This is a genomic window from Methylobacterium sp. AC690 (assembly GCF_979256535.1).
Window position 1 is genome coordinate 98309 of the sequence record NZ_CEEDOX010000017.1, and the last position, 19282, is coordinate 117590.

Annotated in this window: 17 protein-coding genes; 5 read left to right on the plus strand and 12 right to left on the minus strand. The window is 69.8% G+C overall.

Translation table 11 applies throughout. The features are described 5' to 3' along the window. Window positions 1-86 precede the first annotated feature (86 nt). Window positions 87-956, plus strand: a complete 870-nt coding sequence (gene yddG / locus AC0IY1_RS19640; RefSeq protein ID WP_471771706.1) for an aromatic amino acid exporter YddG — start codon at window positions 87-89, stop codon at window positions 954-956. 38 nt (window positions 957-994) lie between these two features. Here yddG and AC0IY1_RS19645 read toward each other — a convergent pair whose 3' ends face one another. From AC0IY1_RS19645 to AC0IY1_RS19655, 3 genes are read right to left on the minus strand one after another with little or no spacing between them, the layout of a single operon-like run. Beyond that, complete coding sequence (locus tag AC0IY1_RS19645; RefSeq protein ID WP_055946820.1) at window positions 995-1444, minus strand: cupin domain-containing protein; 450 nt, start codon at window positions 1442-1444, stop codon at window positions 995-997. A gap of 22 nt (window positions 1445-1466) precedes the next feature. Beyond that, window positions 1467-2261 (minus strand): hypothetical protein, encoded by a 795-nt coding sequence (locus tag AC0IY1_RS19650; RefSeq protein WP_471771708.1) that lies wholly within the window; start codon window positions 2259-2261, stop codon window positions 1467-1469. Between the two features lie 41 nt (window positions 2262-2302). Beyond that, on the minus strand, window positions 2303-2614 hold the full coding sequence (locus AC0IY1_RS19655; RefSeq protein WP_471771710.1) for a hypothetical protein: 312 nt from the start codon (window positions 2612-2614) through the stop codon (window positions 2303-2305). A gap of 360 nt (window positions 2615-2974) precedes the next feature. Here AC0IY1_RS19655 and AC0IY1_RS19660 point away from each other — a divergent pair, with 360 nt between their 5' ends. Further along, window positions 2975-5890 carry a phosphoenolpyruvate carboxylase gene (locus tag AC0IY1_RS19660; protein ID WP_471771712.1) on the plus strand — a complete coding sequence of 972 codons (2916 nt, stop codon included), beginning with the start codon at window positions 2975-2977 and terminating at the stop codon, window positions 5888-5890. A gap of 79 nt (window positions 5891-5969) precedes the next feature. On the opposite strand, the gene AC0IY1_RS19665 is transcribed toward AC0IY1_RS19660, so the two are convergent. From AC0IY1_RS19665 to AC0IY1_RS19685, 5 genes are all read right to left on the minus strand, one after another. Beyond that, window positions 5970-7415 carry a phosphomannomutase gene (locus AC0IY1_RS19665; RefSeq protein ID WP_471771714.1) on the minus strand — a complete coding sequence of 482 codons (1446 nt, stop codon included), beginning with the start codon at window positions 7413-7415 and terminating at the stop codon, window positions 5970-5972. A gap of 135 nt (window positions 7416-7550) precedes the next feature. Beyond that, window positions 7551-7985: an NfeD family protein gene (locus AC0IY1_RS19670; protein WP_055946811.1), complete on the minus strand. Its 435-nt coding sequence runs from the start codon at window positions 7983-7985 to the stop codon at window positions 7551-7553. After that, window positions 7982-8962 carry an SPFH domain-containing protein gene (locus AC0IY1_RS19675; RefSeq protein ID WP_471771716.1) on the minus strand — a complete coding sequence of 327 codons (981 nt, stop codon included), beginning with the start codon at window positions 8960-8962 and terminating at the stop codon, window positions 7982-7984. The genes AC0IY1_RS19670 and AC0IY1_RS19675 overlap by 4 nt, the downstream gene beginning before the upstream one ends. 104 nt (window positions 8963-9066) lie before the next feature. Next, window positions 9067-10218, minus strand: a complete 1152-nt coding sequence (locus AC0IY1_RS19680; protein ID WP_471771718.1) for a thermonuclease family protein — start codon at window positions 10216-10218, stop codon at window positions 9067-9069. Window positions 10219-10340: 122 nt separating this feature from the next. Further along, window positions 10341-11177, minus strand: coding sequence for a hypothetical protein (locus AC0IY1_RS19685; protein WP_471771720.1), 837 nt, complete (start codon window positions 11175-11177; stop codon window positions 10341-10343). 485 nt (window positions 11178-11662) lie between these two features. Between AC0IY1_RS19685 and AC0IY1_RS19690 the strand changes: the two genes are divergently transcribed. Together AC0IY1_RS19690 and AC0IY1_RS19695 are read left to right on the plus strand one after the other, a co-directional pair. Next, complete coding sequence (locus tag AC0IY1_RS19690) at window positions 11663-12586, plus strand: lipid kinase (RefSeq protein WP_471771722.1); 924 nt, start codon at window positions 11663-11665, stop codon at window positions 12584-12586. 103 nt (window positions 12587-12689) lie between these two features. Continuing rightward, window positions 12690-13439 carry a TerC family protein gene (locus AC0IY1_RS19695; RefSeq protein ID WP_103708152.1) on the plus strand — a complete coding sequence of 250 codons (750 nt, stop codon included), beginning with the start codon at window positions 12690-12692 and terminating at the stop codon, window positions 13437-13439. A gap of 241 nt (window positions 13440-13680) precedes the next feature. Here AC0IY1_RS19695 and AC0IY1_RS19700 read toward each other — a convergent pair whose 3' ends face one another. The 4 genes from AC0IY1_RS19700 to AC0IY1_RS19715 form a co-directional block, all read right to left on the minus strand. Beyond that, window positions 13681-14541, minus strand: coding sequence for an acid phosphatase (locus tag AC0IY1_RS19700; RefSeq protein WP_471771724.1), 861 nt, complete (start codon window positions 14539-14541; stop codon window positions 13681-13683). Between the two features lie 230 nt (window positions 14542-14771). After that, the gene (locus AC0IY1_RS19705; RefSeq protein ID WP_471771726.1) at window positions 14772-15566 is read right to left on the minus strand and encodes an anti-sigma factor family protein; all 795 of its coding nucleotides are present in this window, start codon (window positions 15564-15566) and stop codon (window positions 14772-14774) included. Window positions 15567-15677: 111 nt separating this feature from the next. After that, window positions 15678-16298 (minus strand): sigma-70 family RNA polymerase sigma factor, encoded by a 621-nt coding sequence (locus AC0IY1_RS19710; RefSeq protein ID WP_103708150.1) that lies wholly within the window; start codon window positions 16296-16298, stop codon window positions 15678-15680. Window positions 16299-16355: 57 nt separating this feature from the next. Next, complete coding sequence (locus AC0IY1_RS19715; RefSeq protein WP_471771728.1) at window positions 16356-17468, minus strand: patatin-like phospholipase family protein; 1113 nt, start codon at window positions 17466-17468, stop codon at window positions 16356-16358. 351 nt (window positions 17469-17819) lie between these two features. Here AC0IY1_RS19715 and ispG point away from each other — a divergent pair, with 351 nt between their 5' ends. After that, complete coding sequence (ispG, locus tag AC0IY1_RS19720) at window positions 17820-19127, plus strand: flavodoxin-dependent (E)-4-hydroxy-3-methylbut-2-enyl-diphosphate synthase (protein WP_055946787.1); 1308 nt, start codon at window positions 17820-17822, stop codon at window positions 19125-19127. The last annotated feature ends 155 nt before the right edge of the window (window positions 19128-19282 follow it).

Consider the following 19282-nt stretch of genomic DNA (forward strand, 5'->3'; position numbering starts at 1 on the left):
GGCGGCGTCCCGGACCATCTTCGCCTTGCCCGGGGCGGCCCCGGCATGGGACAGCGGCGCCTCCCGCCTCGGACCTCCGGTTTCCCATGCCCTCCGCGACCCTGCTCGGCTTCGGCGCCATCCTGCTCTGGTCGCTGCTCGCCCTGCTCACGGCCCTGTCGGGGGCGGTACCACCGTTCCAGCTCGCCGCGATGACCTTCGCGCTCGGCGGGCTCGTCGGCTGCGCCAGCTGGATCGTACGCCCCGCGGGTATCCGGGCCCTGCGCCAGCCCTGGCCGGTCTGGCTCCTCGGCGTCGGTGGCCTGTTCGGATATCACGCCCTGTACTTCGCAGCCCTGCGCCTCGCCCCTCCGGCGGAGGCGGGCCTGCTCAATTATCTCTGGCCACTCCTCATCGTGCTGCTGTCGGCCCGGCTTCCCGGGGCGGCGGGCCTGCGCGCCGGCCATCTCGGCGGGGCTGCCCTCGGGCTCGCCGGCGTCGTGGTGCTGTTCGCCGGCCGCGGCCGGATCGACTTCGCCGCCGGAGCCCTGCCCGGCTACCTGGCGGCCCTGGCGGCCGCCTTCGTCTGGTCGGGCTATTCCGTGCTCTCGTCCCGGGTCGGCGCGGTGCCGACCGATGCGGTGGCGGGCTTCTGCCTCGCCACCGCCGCCCTCAGCCTCGCCTGCCACCACGCCTTCGAGACGACGCTGTGGCCGGCGGGCGCGGGGCAGTGGGGGGCAGTCGTCGCGCTCGGCCTGGGACCGGTGGGCGCCGCGTTCTATCTCTGGGACATCGGCGTGAAGCGGGGCGACCTGCGCCTTCTCGGGGTCGCGGCCTACGCGGCCCCGATCCTGTCGACCCTGACCCTGGTGCTGGCCGGCTATGCCGAGCCGAGTCCGGCCCTGGCGCTCGCCTGCCTTCTCATCGTCCTCGGCGCCGGGGTTGCGGTGCGGGCATCCCGCGCCGGGGCGTCCTAGCGCCCGCGCATCACGTCCGAACCCTCACGGACCAGACATCAGGATCTGGGCATCGGGCGCCAGTCCGGCGGCGCCATCTCGAAGCCGGCGAATTCGAAGGCCGGTGAGACCGTGCAGCCCACCAGCGTCCAGGCGCCGAGACTGGTGGCCGTCTGCCAATGCCCGGCCGGGACGACGATCTGCGGCTGCTGCCCCCGCGCGAGGTCGGGGCCGAGATAGGCCGCACTGGCATCGTGACCATTGGGGCTCATCGTCAGGACGAGAGGGGCGCCCGCGTGCCAGTGCCAGATCTCGGCCGCATCCACCCGGTGCCACTCGGAGACCTCCCCGAGATCGAGGAGGTAGTAGATCGCGCTGCCCACCGAGCGCCCGTCGATGCTGCGGGGGTCCCGGAAGGTCTCGCGGTAATGGCCGCCTTCCGGGTGCGGCGCGAGGCCGAGGCGGGCGATCACTTCGGCGGCGGTCGGTCCCTGGGATCCGGCACTCATGGGCGCACTCCTGCAGATGGCGTCACTCGATGGCCCCCTGCGGCAGGCTGAGGCCGGGAGGCGCCTTGGCGCCCGATGATCCGCTTCCCGACTCCTTGGCCACCTTCGGGCGGACCTTCGGCTTCGCCGCGGCCTTGCCCGGCTTGGCCGCCTCGGTCCCGGCGGACACCGGCGCGCTCTTCACGGCAGGGGCTTCCCCGCACTCCCGAAACCCGAGTTGCGCCAAGCTCTTTCCGGCGTCCGAGACGATGTTGAGCGTGTCGGGCAGGGGCGCCGGCGCGGGATCCCAGCGGACCGGGGCGCCGAGCAGGGCCCCCAGAGCCGCCGGGCTGCCGCCGCGCCGCAGGGCGAACAGGTCGGGGCCGTACGCCGTGGCGGCCTTGCCGGCGATGACGACCTCGAGGACCCGGGTCGTCTCCGGCGTGAGCGGGCGGAGCGGATTCTCGACGACGACCGCCCCCGTGCGGGTCACCCAGACCACGAAGTCCTTCGGTCCCTCGTAGACCGCCGCCCGAACCTCGCACTGTACGGTCAGGCCGGGCAGGTTAGCGGCCGGCATCGGAGCGGCGACGGGGGCAGGCTCCGGAGCGGTGGGAACGGTCGTGGGTGCCTCGGCCGCCGGTTGCGCCGCAGGTGTGGGCTCGGGACTGGCCTTAGGTTTTGGCTTGGGCTTGGGCTCCGATCTGGGCTTAGGCTTCGGGGCGACCCGGCGCGGGGACGGCACTCCGGCGGGTTCCTCGGACTCAGGAGCCACCTCGGACACCTGAGCCTGAACCGGTCCGGCGACGATCAGCGCCAGGAGGGACAGGGACGCCATGGGCTGCAAGGTCTGCCACCGGCGCGTGCGGGAGCACACCATCAGCGAAGCTCTCGTTCTCGATGCGGGTCTGGACGGGCGGGCGACGACAACCGACGGGCCGGGTCCTCATCCGAAATCGCGAGCGGCCGCTCCGGCTCGATGTCCAGGACGGTCGCGCTGCGGTCGATGGGACTGGGGCGCAGCGGCTCGAGGCTGCGGATCAGCAGATCCTCGCCGTCAGCCTCGTCCACGAGGTCTTCCTCGCGCGCCATGCGCAGTTCGGGCCGGCGCCCCCGCCTGAGCTGAAGGGCCACGAGGAAGCCGGAGAACAGGAGGACGCCCAGGGCCCCCAGGATCAGGAGTGTTTCCATGCCGGGTCCAGCGTTAGCCCAGGACGCGCCGCGTTGCATCCTCCCCCGGCGCTTTCGCGAACCGCCACGCCGCGTCGGAACGGTCCTTGCGTCGTTGAGGGACGATGTCAGAAGTAACGGCTCGAACGCGGCGGGATATCCCCAGGGCCGGGGAGGTCAGACATGAGCCGGGCAGGCGTGACCTGTTCAGGCATGACCGGTGGAGGCATGACCGGTGCAGAGATGGACCATGTAACTCCGGGCATGGCCCTCTTTCCGTGTCGATGGCCGGGGATTCCGCGCAAGTCCGACGCATCGGCGTCGTCCGCATAGCTTATGACGCCATAGCCCGCTCCCGAACCACAAGGTCGATCGATGCGCATGCATGACCTCAATCCGGCCGATGCCGCCCACGACCCCGGCCATGATCAGCAGGGGGCGGAGAGCCTGGAGCGCGACCTCCTGCGGCTGATCGAGGAATCCCGCGAGCAGGCGGCGGAGGATCCGTTCCGCAATCCCGTGCTCGCGGTGACGCTCGCCATCACCCGGCGCTTCGACCGGGGCGAGATCGGCGAGGACGACCTCGACGCGCTGTTTCCGCGGCTGCGATCCCAGTCCCTGGCGTCTCGCGCCGAGCGCCTGCGCGCCTATGTGGGTCTGGACCGGGATGCGGTGTCGGCGCCCGACAGCCGGATGGCCGCCCGTCTCGTGGCGGCGGTGCCCGCGCGCCAGGGTGATTTCGAGACCTTCCGGGATCTCGTCGGCCGCACGGGCTTCGCCGTGGTCTTCACCGCCCATCCGACCTTCGGGATGCCGCGCGCCGTCGCCGCCCTGATCGCACAGGCGGCGAGTCAGGCCGAGGGCACCGCCCGCGAGCCGCTGCTCGCGCGCGCGGCCGCGCTTTCGACCCGCCCCGACCCGAACATCAGCCTCGACGACGAATTCGAACAGGCCTGCATCGCGGCCAATCACGGCCGTACCGCCGTCGACGGCTTCAACGCCGCACTCCTCGATGCGGCGCGGGCGCGCTGGCCCGACCGCTGGACGGAGCTCGTCCCGAAACCCTTCGCGATCGCGAGCTGGGTCGGGTGCGACACCGACGGGCGCACCGATATCGGCTGGTGGGACACCCTGCGCTATCGCCTGGAATCGAAGCGGATGCAGCTCGACCGGGTCATGCGGCACCTACCTCAGGTTCCCGCGACCCAGGTGGTGCGCGACCTCACTGGGAGTGCCCTCGCCGCCGTGAACCGCCAGCTCGCCGTCGCGCCCCGACTCGGAACCAAGCCGTCCCTGGAAGCGGTGCACCGCTTCGCCCTCGCGCTGATCATCGAGCGCGAACGGGCTCAGACCGATTCCAGCGCGATCCTGGCCGGGCTCGCGGGGGCCCTCGGGGCGACCGAATCCGAGGCGGACCAGCGCAGCATCGCCCTGCTGCGGTCCGGCATCGCCACCCACGGTCTCTCGAACGCCCTGCCGCATTTCCGGCTGAACGCCAGCCAGATCCACAACGCGGTGCGGCGCGTCACCGATCTCGAGGGCGAGCCCACGGACGCCGCCCAGCGCCGTTCGCACCTCGCCACCATCCACGCGTTGCTCAACGACGTGCAGGCGGTGGACGTGGATTTCGGTGCGCTCGCCGCCGAGCGGGCCTCGGCCGCCCGGCTGATGATGACGATCACCCAGATTCTCAAGCACGTGGACGGCACCCACCCGGTCCGCTTCCTGATCGCCGAGACCGAGACCGGCTACACCCTGCTCGCCGCCCTCTGGCTGGCGCGCCACTACGGCATCGCCGACAGGGTCGAGATCACGCCGCTGTTCGAGACGGCCAGCGCCCTCGAACAGGGCATCCGGGTCCTCGACGATGCGCTCCGCAACCCGCATTGGCGGCAATATCTCAAGCGCATCGGACGCCTGACCGTGCAGTTCGGGTACTCCGATTCCGGGCGCTATGTCGGTCAGCTCGCGGCGAGCTTCTGGATCGAGCGCCTGCGCCTGCGCATCACCGAGCTGATGGTGCAGAACGATCTCACGGGCGTGGAGCTCGCGATCTTCGACACACACGGCGAATCCATCGGCCGGGGCGCGCATCCCAGCTCTCTGCGCGACCGCTTGGCCTATCTCGCCCCGGAGGATTCGCGTCGACGCAACCGGAATGCCGGGATCCGGGTCCGCCTCGAATCGAGCTTCCAGGGCTCGGACGGCTACCTGATGTTCGGGACCCTGCCCCTGGCCGAGGCCACGGTGGAGCGCATCGCCGAGCACGTCTTCGCCTTCGATGTCGCCGACGACGACAGCTTCGCCGACTATGTCCTCTCCGATCCCGCCAGCGGGGCCGACGAGACCGACGACCCGATCTACGCCGAAGCGGATTTCGCCGCCGAGTTCTTCACCGTGGTGCGCCAGGACATGGAGGCGCTGGTCGACGATCCCGGCTACGCCGCCCTGCTCGGGACCTTCGGCCCGAGCCTCCTCGACCGCACGGGCTCCCGGCCCGTCGCTCGCCAGACCGACGGCGGCGGCCCGACCATGATCACCCACCCGCGCCAGATGCGGGCGATCCCCAACAACGCGATCCTGCAGCAGCTCGGCTTCCTGGCCAATTCCCTGCACGGCGTCGGCCGTGCGGCGGGCCGGACCCCAGACCTGTTCCGCGACATGCGCCGGGATTCCGTGCGCTTCTCCCGGGCCTTCCGCCTGGTGCAGCACGCAGCCAGCGTCTCCGACCTCGACGTGTTGCGCGCGTATATCGACACGCTCGACCCGGCGGTGTGGCTGGAGCGGGCCCGGCGCACCCAGCGCGACGGCCGGCGCGAGGAACTCGTGGTGATCGCCAACGCCCTCGATCGGCTGCGGCTCGCCCCCGACCTGCGCCACCTCTTCGGCCGCTTCACCTGCGACTGGCTCAACCTGCAGGTCGCCGCTCCCGACCTCGGCCGGATGTCCGCCCGCCTGACCCTGCTGCACGCGATCCGCCTCGCGCTGATCCACCGAATCTGGTTCCTGGCCGTGCACATCCCGGGTTTCCGCCCGCAATCGGGCGTGAGCCGCGAGGCGCTGATCGAGCGCTTCCTGCGCCTCGATATCGACGGCTGCCTCACGCTGCTGGAGGACATCTTCCCGATCACCCCGGATCCGACCCTCGGCCTGAACTTCGGCGAGCCGGCAGGGCCGCGCGACGTCGGCACCTACGAGGCCGAGCACAAGACGCTGTTCGAGCCGATCCGGCGCAGCTTCCAGCGGGTGCGCGAGATCTCGGGCATGATCCAGCACGAGGTGGGTGCGTTCGGATGAGGCCGAGGGGCGCGGCCCCGGCGCACCGAGGCCGCCGGGTCGCACCGGCGGCTCCTCACCTTCAGGGTCCGAACGCCGCTCAGGGCGACGTTGGATCCGAGCCCGGCACGTCCATCTTCATCGCGGCCGCCGCGGCCGCCAATCCCCAGCGGACCAGATCCTCAGCCTCTCCGGCCGTTCCCGCCTCGGCGTAGCAGCGCAGCTCAGGCGCATTGCCGGACGCGCGGAAGTGGATGATCCGTCCACCATCCAGCTCCATCCTGACGCCATCCTGAGCGTCGATGGCGCGCGGCTCACCGATCGGCCGGACGAACTCCCGCCGATACGCCGCTTCGCTGAGCTGCTGCAGGAAGGCACCGCTCTTCTCGGCCGGCGTGTTGGGCAGGCGGTCGCTCGCCGTCTCGCCCACGCAGAGGGACACGACGAGGTCCGCGAGCGACATCCCGGCTTTGCGCGCCGCCGCCAGGGTTGCCAGGATCGGCAGCATCGCATCACGTGTCGGCAGCGCGGGCAGGGTTCGGCCATCGAGGGTCACGTCCGAACCGAGCAGGAAGCCGCCATTGGCCTCGAAGCCGACGACGGCGTCGGCGCCCTCCGTCTCCGCTTGGGCCATGCCGGCGATGACGTAGGGCGAGCCGACCCTGGTGCGCAGCACCCGCCGGAACCCGCCTGCGTGCTCGATGGCCGAGCCGGCCGTGACGGGCACGACGACGGTGTCGACGCCGAGATATCGCGCCGTGATCAGCCCGAGGACATCCCCCCGCAGGATTCGTCCGGCGGCATCCGCGACCAGCGGCCGGTCCGCGTCGCCATCGGTCGTCACCAGGGCGTCGAAGTCGCCGGACGCCATGGCATCGCGGATGAAGGCGATATCTTCTGGTCGATGGGCCTCCGTGTCGATCGGAACGAAACGGTCCGCGCGCCCGATCGGGGTGACGTCCGCGCCCAGCGCCGTCAGCAGTTCGACGAGCAGGTCGCGCGCCACGGAACTCTGCTGGTAGACCGCGATCCTGAGGCCAGCCAGGATGTCGGTCGCGAAGGCCTCGCAATAACGCCGGCGGTAGCGGTCCACCGCGCCGGACTCCGGCACAGCGGGATCGGCCGCCGCCATGGTGCCTTCCGTCGAGATGTCGCCGAGGGCCGCCAGGATCGCAGCCTCATCGGTCTTGGTGATTTCACCGTCGGGCCGATAGAATTTCAGGCCGTTCCGGTCCTCCGGAATGTGGCTGCCGGTGACCATCACGGCACAGACGCCGCGCCGAAGCGCTTCCAGAGCCAGGGCCGGGGTCGGCAGCGCGTCGCAGTCGATGGCCGTGAAGCCCGCGCCCGCCGCGGCGGCCGCCACCGTGGCCGCGATGCCGGGGCTGCTGTCGCGCAGGTCCCGCCCGATCACGACGGTGCGATCGGTGCTGGTCGTCTCGGCGACGGAGCGGAAGAAGGCGCTCGCATAGGCGTAGCTCGGCCAGCCCACCAGGTCGGTGACCAGCCCCCGCAACCCGCTCGTCCCAAACTTCAAGTTACTCATGAAAGCTCCGATTACAGGATTGCGGCGCAGCACCGGCAAGACAGCAGAGCTGCTTCTCGGAGAAGCGGTTCCCTGTCCCAATTGCGCGCGGATTCGTGAAAGCCAGCGGTGCGATCCCCCTGGGGCGGACGGTGCCTATACCGACACGACCGTGAGCAGCGTGCCCTCCACCCCCGTCACCCGCACCCGGGCGCCCAGCGGCGCATCGGGGCCGGTGACGCGCCAGAGGGTGTCGTTGACGCGGATACGTCCCTCCCCGGCGACGATCGGTGCCACCAGGGGATAATCCCGCCCGACAAGACCCCGTGCGCCCTGATTCAGGGCGTTCGGACCGGCCTTGGCCCGGCGGCTCGCGACCACCGCGAAGGTGACCGATAGGACGGCGAACAGCAGCAGCTGTCCCTGCCAGGGCATCGGGACGAGGAGAATCTGAAGCCCCGTGACCACGGCTGCGAGACCGAGCCAGAGCAGGAACACCCCCGAGGCGACGAGTTCGGTTCCCATCAGCACGAGGCCGACGAGGATCCAGGTCCAGGCCGGGCCGATCGCGTCGACGAACGATGCGATCATCGCCCCGACCCGCCGACATTCGGAGGCAGGCCCCCGCTCTTCCGGGCAGGAGCTCCCTCGCCGAAGACGCTGCGGGTGATCTCGGCGATGCCGCCCAGGGTGCCCGCCAGGGCTGCCGCCTCGATCGGGACCACCACCACGCGCTGGTTCGGCGCGGTGGCAATGGCCTTCACCGCATCGACATACTTCTCCGCCACGAGGAAATTCGCTGCCGCAAGGTCGCCCTTGGCGATGGCTTCGCTGACGAGTTGGGTCGCCCGCGCCTCGGCCTCCGCCCCGCGCTCGCGCGCCTCCGCGTCGCGAAAGGCTGCCTCCTTGCGCCCTTCCGCCTCTAGGATCGCCGATTGCTTGCGCCCCTCCGCGCGCAGGATCTCGGCCTGCCGGTGCCCCTCCGCCTCCAGCACGGAGGCGCGCTTCTCACGCTCGGCCTTCATCTGGCGCGCCATCGCGCCGGCGAGGTCGGCTGGCGGCACGATGTCCTTGATCTCGATACGCGTCATCTTCACGCCCCAGGGCGAGGCCGCGGCATCCATCACCCGCAGCAGGCGCTCATTGATCTCGTCGCGGTGCGACAGGAGTTGGTCGAGGTCCATGGAGCCGACCACCGTGCGGATGTTGGTCATGGTCAGGGTCATCATCGCGACCTCGAGGTCGGAGACCTCGTAGGAAGCCCTGGCCGCATCGAGGACCTGGTAGAAAACAACGGCATCGATCCGCACACCGGCATTGTCGCGGGTGAAGGCCTCCTGGCTCGGAACGTCGATGACCTGTTCCATCACGTTCACCCGCCGGCCGATGCGCTCGACATAGGGAGCGATGAGGCCCAGGCCGGATTCCAGGCTGCGGTGATACTTGCCGAACCGCTCCACGGTGTAGACGTGCCCCTGCGGCACGATGTTGATGCCGATCCCGAGGGTCACGACGACAAGTGCCACGAGCACCACCGCCGCGACGCTCACGCCCACAGAGAAATCCATGCCTCGTTCCCCCGGCGATCCCGCCGGCATTGAGACTGGCCGGATGATGCGACGCAAGGGTGTTCGGTGCCTCCTGCGGCGCCGAAATGACCGAGCTCAGGGTATCAGCGTGCCCAGACCCCGAGGCGCTCGGCGCGGGCATGGTCCTCGGCGGCCACGAGGTCGGGCGTTGCCTCGGGTGAGGCGCGGCCTCCGCCGTTGAACAGCACCACCTCGGAGAGATCGCGCCCATCCACCGCGCACAGGCGGGCCTCGCTGCCGGCCACCGGCTGGCAGGTGACGGTACGGCCGGCGAGGTAGCGGGTGAGTTCGTCGGCCTGTCCGCCGCGCACCCACTCCACACCGAAGAGACGTATCAGCTTGCCGCCGACACGCAGGGTCGCGGTGTCGATGACCTCCACCGGACCGCTGATCTCGTTGGCCACGGCCTGTTTCGGTGGCGCTTCCTCCGGCGGGGCCGGACTCATGTCGGGTGCGCTCGGCGGCGCCGCGGCGGACGAGGCCTGCGACGGGGATTGAGCCGCTCCCCCGGCGTCCGGCGAAGCGGCCTCCTGCGGCGTCCGCCCTCCGAAGACGGCGAGGAGAGCCACGAGTGCCGCGGCTCCGAGCCCGATCGGGAGGGCGCGCCGGGATAGGGCATCGCGCATCACATTGCGATCACGGGCGACTTCGCCGAGCCGCGAGGCGCTGTCGGCGAGGCGGCCGCGGGCATAACCGCCGACGCGTTGCGCTCCCTCTCGGACGCGGCCCGCGACGAGACCGGCCCGGCTCGGCTCGGCAGGGGCGGCCGCGGACCCCGGCGCGGGCGACTCTGGCAACGAAGACGCGACGCCGTTGCGCCGGAGTGTCGCGAGGCGGCCGGACAGGGCGGTGGCGAGGGCACGGCTGCGGGTGGCCGAGCGCGCGACCAGGGACCGCGCCAGGACCGACTGCGACTCGACGAATCGTGCCGTTGCCGTTCGGAAATCCTCCGTCGGAACGGGTTCCGGCGCGGGCGCGGGGTCCGGTTCAGGGATCGGCCGGAACAGGGCGGGGTGCCGGTCGCGGAATTCCGCGAGCAAGGCCGACAGATCCATCGGGACGAGGGTCCCGTCCGCCTCGCTGACGTGACGTGGTGCGCCCGTCCGGTCGATGACGCGGTAGCCGAGCGAGTCCGCGCTCGGCACGAGGGCCGCCTCCGCCAGGAGGGCGAGCGTGCGCTCGGCCACCGGGTAGGTACCCGCCTGCGCCACCGCTTGAGCGATGCGTAGGCGCAAGGCCTCACGCTCCGAGGCCGTCCCGTCCCGTCGCGCGTCACCCGGTACCGGCGAGGGTGGATTTCGATCATCCAAGACGCGCACAACTCCGGGTATGACGCACCGATCGCGACGGGCCGACCTCAGGCACCGCGCTGCGCATTCGCTATAGCGCTCTGCGGCCCTGCACCATAGCGGCGCAGCACGCGGCTCGACTCGGCGACGATCAGCGGGCGGTCTCCGGCGAAGCTGATGGTGAGGGTGAGTTCAGACACGCCCTGCGAACGCACGCCACGCGCCGGGTTGTCGGCGCGGAAGTCGAAGGTGGTGTGGACGATGCAGGTTGCGCTCGTCGCATTGCAGGCCGTTCGGGTCGCTCCACCCTGCGCTTCGTAGCGCCGCTCGGGCCAGCGCCGGACGAAGCGGCGTTTCTCGGCGATGAGGGCCGCCAGTGACAGGATGCGACCGTGGAAACGTACCCGCTCGGCATAGAACCGCGGCGCGGCAGCCACCATCGCCTCCCCGGAGGCCGAGACCGTGTCGAGGTAGCGGTCGGTCAGGCGGGTTGCGGCGGCGGCCCATTCGGGAAAGCGTGCGTCCGCTGCCGCCGGTGAGGCCATCGGGGTGTCGGCCAGGCGTGGGCGGATATGCAGGCGCTCCGGTGCAGCGCGCCCCTCGCGGGTCGCCGAACGGCGGCCGTCGCCGGATCCCGCCACGCGACGCCGGTGCGAGGCCATCGGCGTCCGCTCGGCACGCGCCGCGTCCTGAGCCGCCTGACCGTCCGCCGGCGCCTTGGCCGTCGCGGGCGTCTCCGCCATGGGCTTCTCGGCCACCGGCTTCTCGGAGGCGGATTTCTCGAGCGACGGCGTCTCGCCGACGACCTTGTCCGTGCCGGGCTTCAGGGTCTGTCGAGCCGGCGGGTCGACCCACCCCGGGCGTGTCTGAGCCTGCGCCGTTCCCAGGGACAGAGCAACGCTCATCAACGCGACGGACGACGCGAAGCCAAGTCGGACAAGACCGGTTCCGTTGGAGCTTGGACCGTGGTGCATGGCATCATCACCGGGGTCGCGGCCGGGGTTTCGGAAAAGCACGTGCGGGACCGATCGACCGGGGTGAAACGTCGGGCGTGCCCGCTAAGTTTCCCTGAATACGCGCGCAACGGTTCGGCGCGGATTCCGAAGTGTGGACGAGTGTGAGGATTGCGGGGACGCACCACAGCACGGACGCATGCGCCGCAGCACGGACTCTTGTGCCGGACGGCTCTTGTCATTGCCAAGCCTGAACCCACCTTGTGGATCGGGTCCGGGCCCCTCTGGCGGTCGAGGCGTTGACCGTGATGTCGGACCCTTCCATGCTTTTGCGCTGACGCGGCGCGAACGCACCGGAGGGTGTCGAACCTCATGGTCCCTCGTTGTCTCCCGTTCTCTCATCGCCAGCCTGATGCGCGCCGAATCGGAGGCTTCCGATGAGCGCGCGTTCCCGCAAGGCGCTCCTCCTCGTCAATCCGAAGGCCCGCAACGGCAGCTTCTCCCTCGACGAGGTTCGTGACGTCCTGCGTGCCGGGGGGATCGAACCCTTCGAGCCGCCAGGTGACGCCGACTGCACTGCCGTCATCAAGCGCCACGCGCAGGGTTGCGATCTCGTCATCCTCGGCGGCGGCGACGGCACCCTCAACGCAGCCGCCCCTGCTTTGGTCGAGACAGGATTGCCCCTGGGCATCCTGCCCCTCGGCACGGCGAACGACCTCGCCCGCTCCCTCGGCCTCCCGGTCGACCCGGTGGAGGCCGCTCGCCTCATCACCAGCGCGGAGGCGCGTCCGGCCGATCTCGGCTGTGTCAACGGACACTACTACTTCAACGTCGCCAGCATCGGCTTCTCGGCGGATCTGGCCGGCGACCTCACGGCAGAATCGAAGAAGACTTGGGGCACCCTCGGCTACGGCATCGCGGCGGTTCGCGTGCTGCGGCGAATGCGGCCCTTCACCGTCTACATCGAGCATGATGGTCAGACCGAAACGGTACGCACCATCCAGGTCTCGGTGGGCAATGGGCGTCACTACGGCGGTGGCATGACCGTGGAGGAGACGGCCACCGTCGATGACGGCAAGCTCGACTTCTACAGCCTAGAGGTCGCCCATTGGTGGCGGCTGCTGATGCTCCTGCCGTCCCTGCGCAGAGGCACCCAGGGCAAGGCGGCCGACGTGCGAGCCTTCAGCACCACCGAGATCGTGGTGAAGACCAAGAAGCCGCGCCCCGTGAACACCGACGGCGAATTGTCGACCTACACGCCGGCCCATTTCAAGGTCGTGCCGAAGGCGGTGCGGATCTTCAGCCCGGCGCCGGCCGACCGGCCGGGTGTTGTGGCGAGCAGCCCCGGCCTGACGGCCTGACCGAGCCGAATCCGGGGCCGGGACCGGCCCCGTCCCTCTTCATCCCCGCTCACGACGCGACGCCGTTCGGGGGAGCGGCCCTGACTGACTCGACGAGGCCACCGTGGACAGCCTGCTTCAACTCGCCAGCGACCCGACCGCCTGGGCGGCCCTCGCCACCCTGGTGGTGATGGAGGTCGTGCTCGGCATCGACAACCTCATCTTCATCTCGATCCTGACCAACAAGCTTCCGCCCGAGCACCAGCAGAAGGCGCGACGCATCGGCATCGGCCTCGCGCTGATCCTGCGCCTCGGCCTCCTCGCCACCATCGCGTACATCGTCGCCCTGACGCAGCCGGTCTTCGAGGTGTTCGGCAAGGGCTTCTCCTGGCGCGATCTCATTCTCATCGCCGGTGGCCTCTTCCTGCTGTGGAAGGCTACGAAGGAGATCCACCACACCGTCGATCCGGAGCCGGAAACGCCCGGGAGCAGCGCCGTGCGGCTCGGCTTCGCCGCGGCTATCGGCCAGATCCTCGTCCTCGACCTCGTCTTCTCCATCGACAGCATCATCACGGCGGTCGGCATGACGGAGCACGTGCCCATCATGGTGATCGCCGTCGTCACCGCCGTGACCGTGATGCTGCTGGCCGCCGATCCACTGTCGCGGTTCATCGCCGTCAACCCAACGGTGGTGATGCTGGCGCTGGGCTTCCTCATCATGATCGGCATGACGCTGATCGCCGAGGGCTTCGGTGCTCACGTGCCGAAGGGCTACATCTACACCGCCATGGCTTTCTCGGCGGGCGTCGAGGGGCTGAACATGCTGGCCCGGCGCCGCAGGCGTACCCAGACCGGAACGGTGACGAAATCCTGAGGAAACATCGTTAACGTTTCACGGGAAAACTCTCGGCGCGGTCCGACCGGGCGATCGGCCGGACCGCGACTTCTTCGTTGCCGCAGGCGTTTGGCGGGTCGCCGGAAAGGCCGTTCCTCAAAGGTGGATCACACGCTTCTCCCAGGAGACCAGTCTCCTCCCTCGATGTCGGGGCCAGCGCAGGACGCCGTGAGGCTGACCCGTCCGGTGGAAGGACTGAACGTAGTGGCGAAGGGACTGCCTACAGGATCGGCTCGCGGGCTGCGGCCTCCTCACGGGCGCAGACGGCTTGGTCGGGAGCCTGACCACCGGCCGTCCTAAGCTTGCCGAGCTCGATGCGCGCTTTGTCGAGGTCGGCTCGGAAGCCGGCATCGCCCTGCAAGGCGGCAAAGACGGCGCTGGCAGCCGTGCGCCCGGCCTCGATATCGCTGGCCCAATGCAAACCGCAGACGACACGGCTCTCGCCGTACGAGCGGGCACGGACGAAGAACTGCGTCGTCTTCTCCGGCATCAGCGCCGCCATGATCGCTGCGTAGGTCCAGGCCTGGGTCGCATGGCTCGAGGGGAAGCTGAAGGCATTGCCCAGCTCAGAGGTCCGCACGACGCAGATCTCCGCATCGTTGCCGACGAAGGGACGCAAGCGGCGGTAATGCATCTTCGGACCGCGCGTGGCCTGAGCAATGTCGAGACGCGCGCGTTCCAGAAGGGTCATCAGGGCAGGCGCCCGAGATTGCTCGATGCGCTGGCCGATGACGCAGGCGAAATCGTCGAGGATCGCCGAGGCACCATCGGCGACATCGGTAGTAGCCAGGGTCCAGCGCGGCGTTCCCTTGAGGGACCGGGTGGCGACGAACGCGGCCTTGTCCGCCGCCTCGGCTGCCGACTGACCCCGTGGCGGGGCCCCGAGGATCGCCACGGTGTCGGGCGCCTGCGCGTCGGACAGGTAGGGGACCCGGGCTGCCTTGCCGGGTGTCAGGGGCGTGGCACCGACGGCGGGGGACGAGGTCGGTTTCTGCACAGTCTCCTCCGCCAGAACCGAGATCGGAGCGATCCCTGCCGGTAGGGCAACGAGGAACATCAGTGTCTGGAACAGGCGGGCCATCGGCGTCTCGACGTCAGAGGTCAGCACAGAGCAGGTGCCATTGGAGTATAGGGCTTCTATACAACAGGCCTATGGCACGGTTCGTCTGAACGCTGACGAAATCGCCTTGGATGTTTCCTTCAGACCCTCGGAAAATGCTGGACGAGGGAACGATCAGGCTTGGCCGTCCTGCATCGACCAGGAGGTCGAGGCGCCGGACGATGCCGGCGCCGGACCAGCGCGACGATCGCTCAGAGCTTCGTCGCGGACCGGCCGGCGAGACTGCGCGCCGCAGATTCGAGGCCGGCATGGTCGCGGCCTCCGCTGAGGGCGTAGGCCGAGTGGCCGGCGGTCCAGTAGGCCGTCTCGCCGTCGCCGGGACGCGTCACTTCGCTCGGGGCGACGTGGCCGTCGAGGCTGCGGGTGGCGAACAGGGAGAGCTCGCCGAGCGTGCCGGCGTCGATCATCACCTCGATGCCCGTGCCGTTGCGGGCCGGCACGATCTGCACGTCGCGCACCGTCCAGTCCGCCGGAAGGTCAGGCAGCGCGATGCCGGTGGCGACGGCGATGCCGGCGCGGTCATAGGCCTGAGCCTGATCGCCCCGTTGCGCCGCGATGCGGGCGCGAACCTGGGCCGCCTCGCGGGCATGGCGGGCATCGGCCACCAGGGCCGGATCGACGGGGGAAGCGAACGTGTCGGGCACGCCGAGGAAAGGCCCGTCGGAATGGGCCAGCCAGCCGGTGCCGACAAGGAGCGCGATCACCGCGGCACGGCGCAGGCGGTCGCCGAACCGGCGCCAGGCCAAGGTCCGGTCCAGGCGCCGTGCAGCCGCCCGGTTACGCTCGGGTCCGGAGCCGGGATGGATCGCGAAGGCCTGCCGGAGCGCGTCACGGTCATGCAGTTCGGCCATGATCTGCGCGGCGGTCTCGGGGTTGCGCGCCAAGTGGGCCTCCACGTCGAGGCGGCGCATCCCGTCGAGCTGGCCATCCACGAAGGCGGTGAGGTCATTCTCTGTGATCGGATCGATCATCGCGGTCTGGTCCATGGCGTCGGCTCCGGTCGGATACAGGGGGCGCGTCCCCGGACAAGGAGTCCCGGCCGCGCTGAGGACGGATCGGCCTGGGGATGGCGCTCCGTCCTGGTCTTCAAAAACGTCTCAGGTGTCGCCGACGGCGCGGCCTGTTCGGAGCGAGGCGTCATCGTCGCCCTGGGCGACCAGGCGCAAGCGTGGCCGCTCTGCCGCGAGGCGCTGGCGCCGTTCGGCCACACCGCTCCCCTGGCGCTCGCCTTCCTCGAAGGCGCGCAGGGCGGCGCGGCCCCGACCGAGGCGCGACATCAGCGTGCCGATGGGAATGCCGAGGACGGCCGCCGCATCCGCATAGGCCATGCCTTCCAGGGTGACGAGGTGGAGGGCGGCGCGCTGCTCTTCCGGCAGCGTGAGGAAGGCGCGCCGGATCTGCGCGAGGCGTACCTGGGCCTCCTGGGCCGGGGGCGCCATCTCCTCGCTCATCTGCACGAGCGTGTCGGCGTGGCGGGCCTCGACCCGCTTCCGGCGCTGCTCGTCGATGAAGACGTTGTGCAGCACCGTCATCATCCAGGTGCGCAGGTTGGTGTTCGGCCGCGCCGCCTGGCCCGATTCCAGGGCCCGCACCAGAGCATCGTGTACGAGGTCATCGGCCCGCAGCGTATCGCGCGTCAGGGCCCGCGCGTAGCGCCGGAGGGGCACGAGCAGGTCGACGATGGCGGTGGGGCCGGGCCGGTTCGGTTCGGTCGTCATAAGAGCATCAACGCATGAGCCGCTGCTCTTAATCCAGCTGCGGTGTGCGCAAGCGCATCAGCGGTAGGTCGCCTCCAGATCGAGGGTGCAGGTTCGGCCGATCTGTTCGTAATTCTCGGCGATCCAGGCCTGCGCCGCGCCACGACCCTTGTCCCGCAGACGCTCGAACACCCGCCAGCGGGCATCGAGGCGCGACGAGGCCTGATACTCGTCGAGGGCCCCCGTGCCGTCGATGCGGTGGACGTACTGCGACTGGTACTCGCCTCGGCCGAGCACGCCCTCGGCAATGAGGTGGTCGACGAAGTCGATCGCGCGCAGCTCGCGCATCAGGTTGGCGTTGAAGGTAATTTCGTTGAGCCGATCCTGGATCTCCTGCGGGGTGCGCGGGGTCTCGCGGCGCTCCACCGGGTTGATCTGCACCAGGACGATGTCGCGGGTCTCGGCCCCCCGATAGAGGGGATAGAGCGGCGGGTTGCCGAGATAGCCGCCATCCCAGTAGGGCACGCCGTCGATCTCCACTGCCTGGAACACGGTCGGCAGGCAGGCGGAGGCCATGAGGTGATCGACGTTCAGCGCCTCGCGCTCGAACACCGCGAGCTTGCCCGTCCAGACATTGGTGGCCGAGACGAAGACCGCCGCCGTCTCGGCGGCGCGCAGGCGTTCGAAATCCACCTGGGCCGCCAGCACCTTGCGGAGCGGATTGTAGTTCAGCGGGTTCGACGTGTAGGGGCTGGTCTTCAGGGCCCGGCTCCAGAACTCCGCGATCGGATTGTTCGACCAGAACTCGAACAGGCCGCTGAAGGCGCGGCGCTGGGCCGGCCAGAAGTCGCCATCGAGGCTGACCTCGCGCCAGAATCGCTCCAGGGCCCGGCGAGCGCCCTCGGGCCCGTCCTCGAGCCAGCCGTCGACCATCACGACGGCGTTCATCGCACCGGCACTTGCCCCGGTGATCGCCTCGAAACCGAGGCGTCCGTCCTCGATCAGCGCATCGAGCACGCCCCAGGTGAAGGCGCCGTGTGCGCCGCCGCCCTGAAGAGCGAGGGCCACGGTCTTCTCCGCACGCGGACCGGCCATCACGCGGGTCTTGGTGGCGGGCTGCATCCGCAGGTCCCGTTCGACCGGAACGTCGATGAGCGAATCGACCGTCGGCTCCTGATGCGGATCAAGCATGCGGATCTCCCAAAATTTATGCTGCAGCGCAATATATGATGCCGCAAGGCCACAAACAGGCGGGAAGATGCAGCGGTTCCCTGTCCGCGACGCAGCCCTGCCACCCGGATCGGTCCCGAAACTCGACATCGCCGCCCGGATGGGACATGGGAGAAGCCGAATACGATCAGCGTGTTTGCTGTGCCGTCGGAATGCCCGGTGACGCAGCAGACTTGACGCCCGCCCGCCGTCATCTCAGCTAAACGATCGAGGGCGTAGAGTTTGCGGCATCGGAACGCCGCCCCGGTCCGGACCCGTCCGGTCGGCGGCTCCCGCGCGCCGGCGGACGTTCCTCGGAGCGCACAGTCAACGATGGACATCATGGACGCGACCCCCGTCAATCCGATCAGCGGCACCGGCCCCGAGATCGCAGGCCCGAGCCCACGGCACCGCACGGTCGGCGTCACCATCGGATCCGGCGAGGGCGCGGTCACGGTGGGAGGCGGCGCACCGATCGTCGTCCAGTCGATGACCAACACCGACACCGCCGACATCGACGGCACCGTGGCCCAGGTGGCCCAGCTCGCCCGCGCGGGCTCGGAGCTCGTGCGCATCACCGTCGACCGGGACGAGGCGGCCGCCGCCGTGCCGAAGATCCGCGAGCGCCTGGACCGCATCGGCGTGCACGTGCCGCTGGTGGGGGACTTCCACTACATCGGCCACAAGCTCCTGTCTGACCATCCGGCCTGCGCCGAGGCCCTGGCCAAGTACCGGATCAACCCGGGCAACGTCGGCTTCAAGGAGAAGAAGGACACGCAGTTCTCGACCATCATCGAGCAGGCGATCCGCTACAACAAGACCGTGCGTATCGGGGCGAACTGGGGCTCCCTCGACGAGGCCCTCCTCACTCACCTGATGGACGAGAACGCCCGCTCGCCTCGTCCGATCGATGCCCGCGCGGTGATGCGCGAGGCCATGGTGCAATCGGCCCTCACCTCGGCCGAGCGCGCCGTCGAGCTCGGCCTGTCCAAGGACAAGATCATCCTCTCGGCCAAGGTCTCGGCGGTGCAGGACCTGATCGCGGTCTACCGCGAGGTGGCGCGGCGCTCGGACTTCGCCATCCATCTCGGCCTCACCGAGGCGGGCATGGGCTCGAAGGGCCTCGTGGCCGCTTCCGCCGCCATCGGCGTGCTGCTCCAGGAAGGCATCGGCGACACGATCCGCTACTCCCTGACCCCCGAGCCGGGCGGCGATCGCACCGTGGAGGTGAAGGCCGCGCAGGAACTCCTGCAGACCATGGGCTTCCGCACCTTCGTGCCCCTCGTCGCCGCCTGCCCGGGCTGCGGCCGTACCACCTCGACCACGTTCCAGGAGCTCGCCCGCGACATCCAGAGTTGGATCGTCACCTCGATGCCGGAATGGAAGAAGTCCTATCCGGGCGTCGAGGGCCTCAACGTGGCTGTCATGGGCTGTATCGTGAACGGCCCCGGCGAATCGAAGCATGCCGACATCGGCATCTCGCTACCGGGAACCGGCGAGACCCCGACCGCGCCGGTCTTCATCGATGGCAAGAAGGCCATGACCCTGCGCGGGCCGACCCTCGCCAAGGATTTCGAGACCGTGGTCACCGACTACATCGAGCGCCGCTTCGGCTCCGGTGCCCGCACGGCCGCCGAGTAGCGACCGGCTCACGACGGCGTGAGCCGCTGCAACGGAACGGCGACCTTCGATGAGGTTACCGTTCTCGCGTGCTGCGCCGCATGATAGCGTGAACGCAACCGTCCCCCGCCGCCCGACACCGTCGGGACCGGCCCCGGCGTTCCCGCGCGCGGTCT

Bases quoted from the DNA above. Each gene is read 5' to 3' on its own strand.
- AC0IY1_RS19710 (WP_103708150.1), bottom strand. From the start codon at position 16,298: ATGACGACCGAACCGAACCGGCCCGGCCCCACCGCCATCGTCGACCTG.
- AC0IY1_RS19670 (WP_055946811.1), bottom strand. From the start codon at position 7,985: ATGATCGCATCGTTCGTCGACGCGATCGGCCCGGCCTGGACCTGGATC.
- AC0IY1_RS19645 (WP_055946820.1), bottom strand. From the start codon at position 1,444: ATGAGTGCCGGATCCCAGGGACCGACCGCCGCCGAAGTGATCGCCCGC.
- AC0IY1_RS19650 (WP_471771708.1), bottom strand. From the start codon at position 2,261: ATGGCGTCCCTGTCCCTCCTGGCGCTGATCGTCGCCGGACCGGTTCAG.
- AC0IY1_RS19675 (WP_471771716.1), bottom strand. From the start codon at position 8,962: ATGGATTTCTCTGTGGGCGTGAGCGTCGCGGCGGTGGTGCTCGTGGCA.
- ispG (WP_055946787.1), top strand. From the start codon at position 17,820: ATGGACATCATGGACGCGACCCCCGTCAATCCGATCAGCGGCACCGGC.
- AC0IY1_RS19700 (WP_471771724.1), bottom strand. From the start codon at position 14,541: ATGGCCCGCCTGTTCCAGACACTGATGTTCCTCGTTGCCCTACCGGCA.
- AC0IY1_RS19655 (WP_471771710.1), bottom strand. From the start codon at position 2,614: ATGGAAACACTCCTGATCCTGGGGGCCCTGGGCGTCCTCCTGTTCTCC.
- AC0IY1_RS19715 (WP_471771728.1), bottom strand. From the start codon at position 17,468: ATGCTTGATCCGCATCAGGAGCCGACGGTCGATTCGCTCATCGACGTT.
- AC0IY1_RS19705 (WP_471771726.1), bottom strand. From the start codon at position 15,566: ATGGACCAGACCGCGATGATCGATCCGATCACAGAGAATGACCTCACC.
- AC0IY1_RS19690 (WP_471771722.1), top strand. From the start codon at position 11,663: ATGAGCGCGCGTTCCCGCAAGGCGCTCCTCCTCGTCAATCCGAAGGCC.
- AC0IY1_RS19685 (WP_471771720.1), bottom strand. From the start codon at position 11,177: ATGAGCGTTGCTCTGTCCCTGGGAACGGCGCAGGCTCAGACACGCCCG.
- yddG (WP_471771706.1), top strand. From the start codon at position 87: ATGCCCTCCGCGACCCTGCTCGGCTTCGGCGCCATCCTGCTCTGGTCG.
- AC0IY1_RS19660 (WP_471771712.1), top strand. From the start codon at position 2,975: ATGCATGACCTCAATCCGGCCGATGCCGCCCACGACCCCGGCCATGAT.
- AC0IY1_RS19665 (WP_471771714.1), bottom strand. From the start codon at position 7,415: ATGAGTAACTTGAAGTTTGGGACGAGCGGGTTGCGGGGGCTGGTCACC.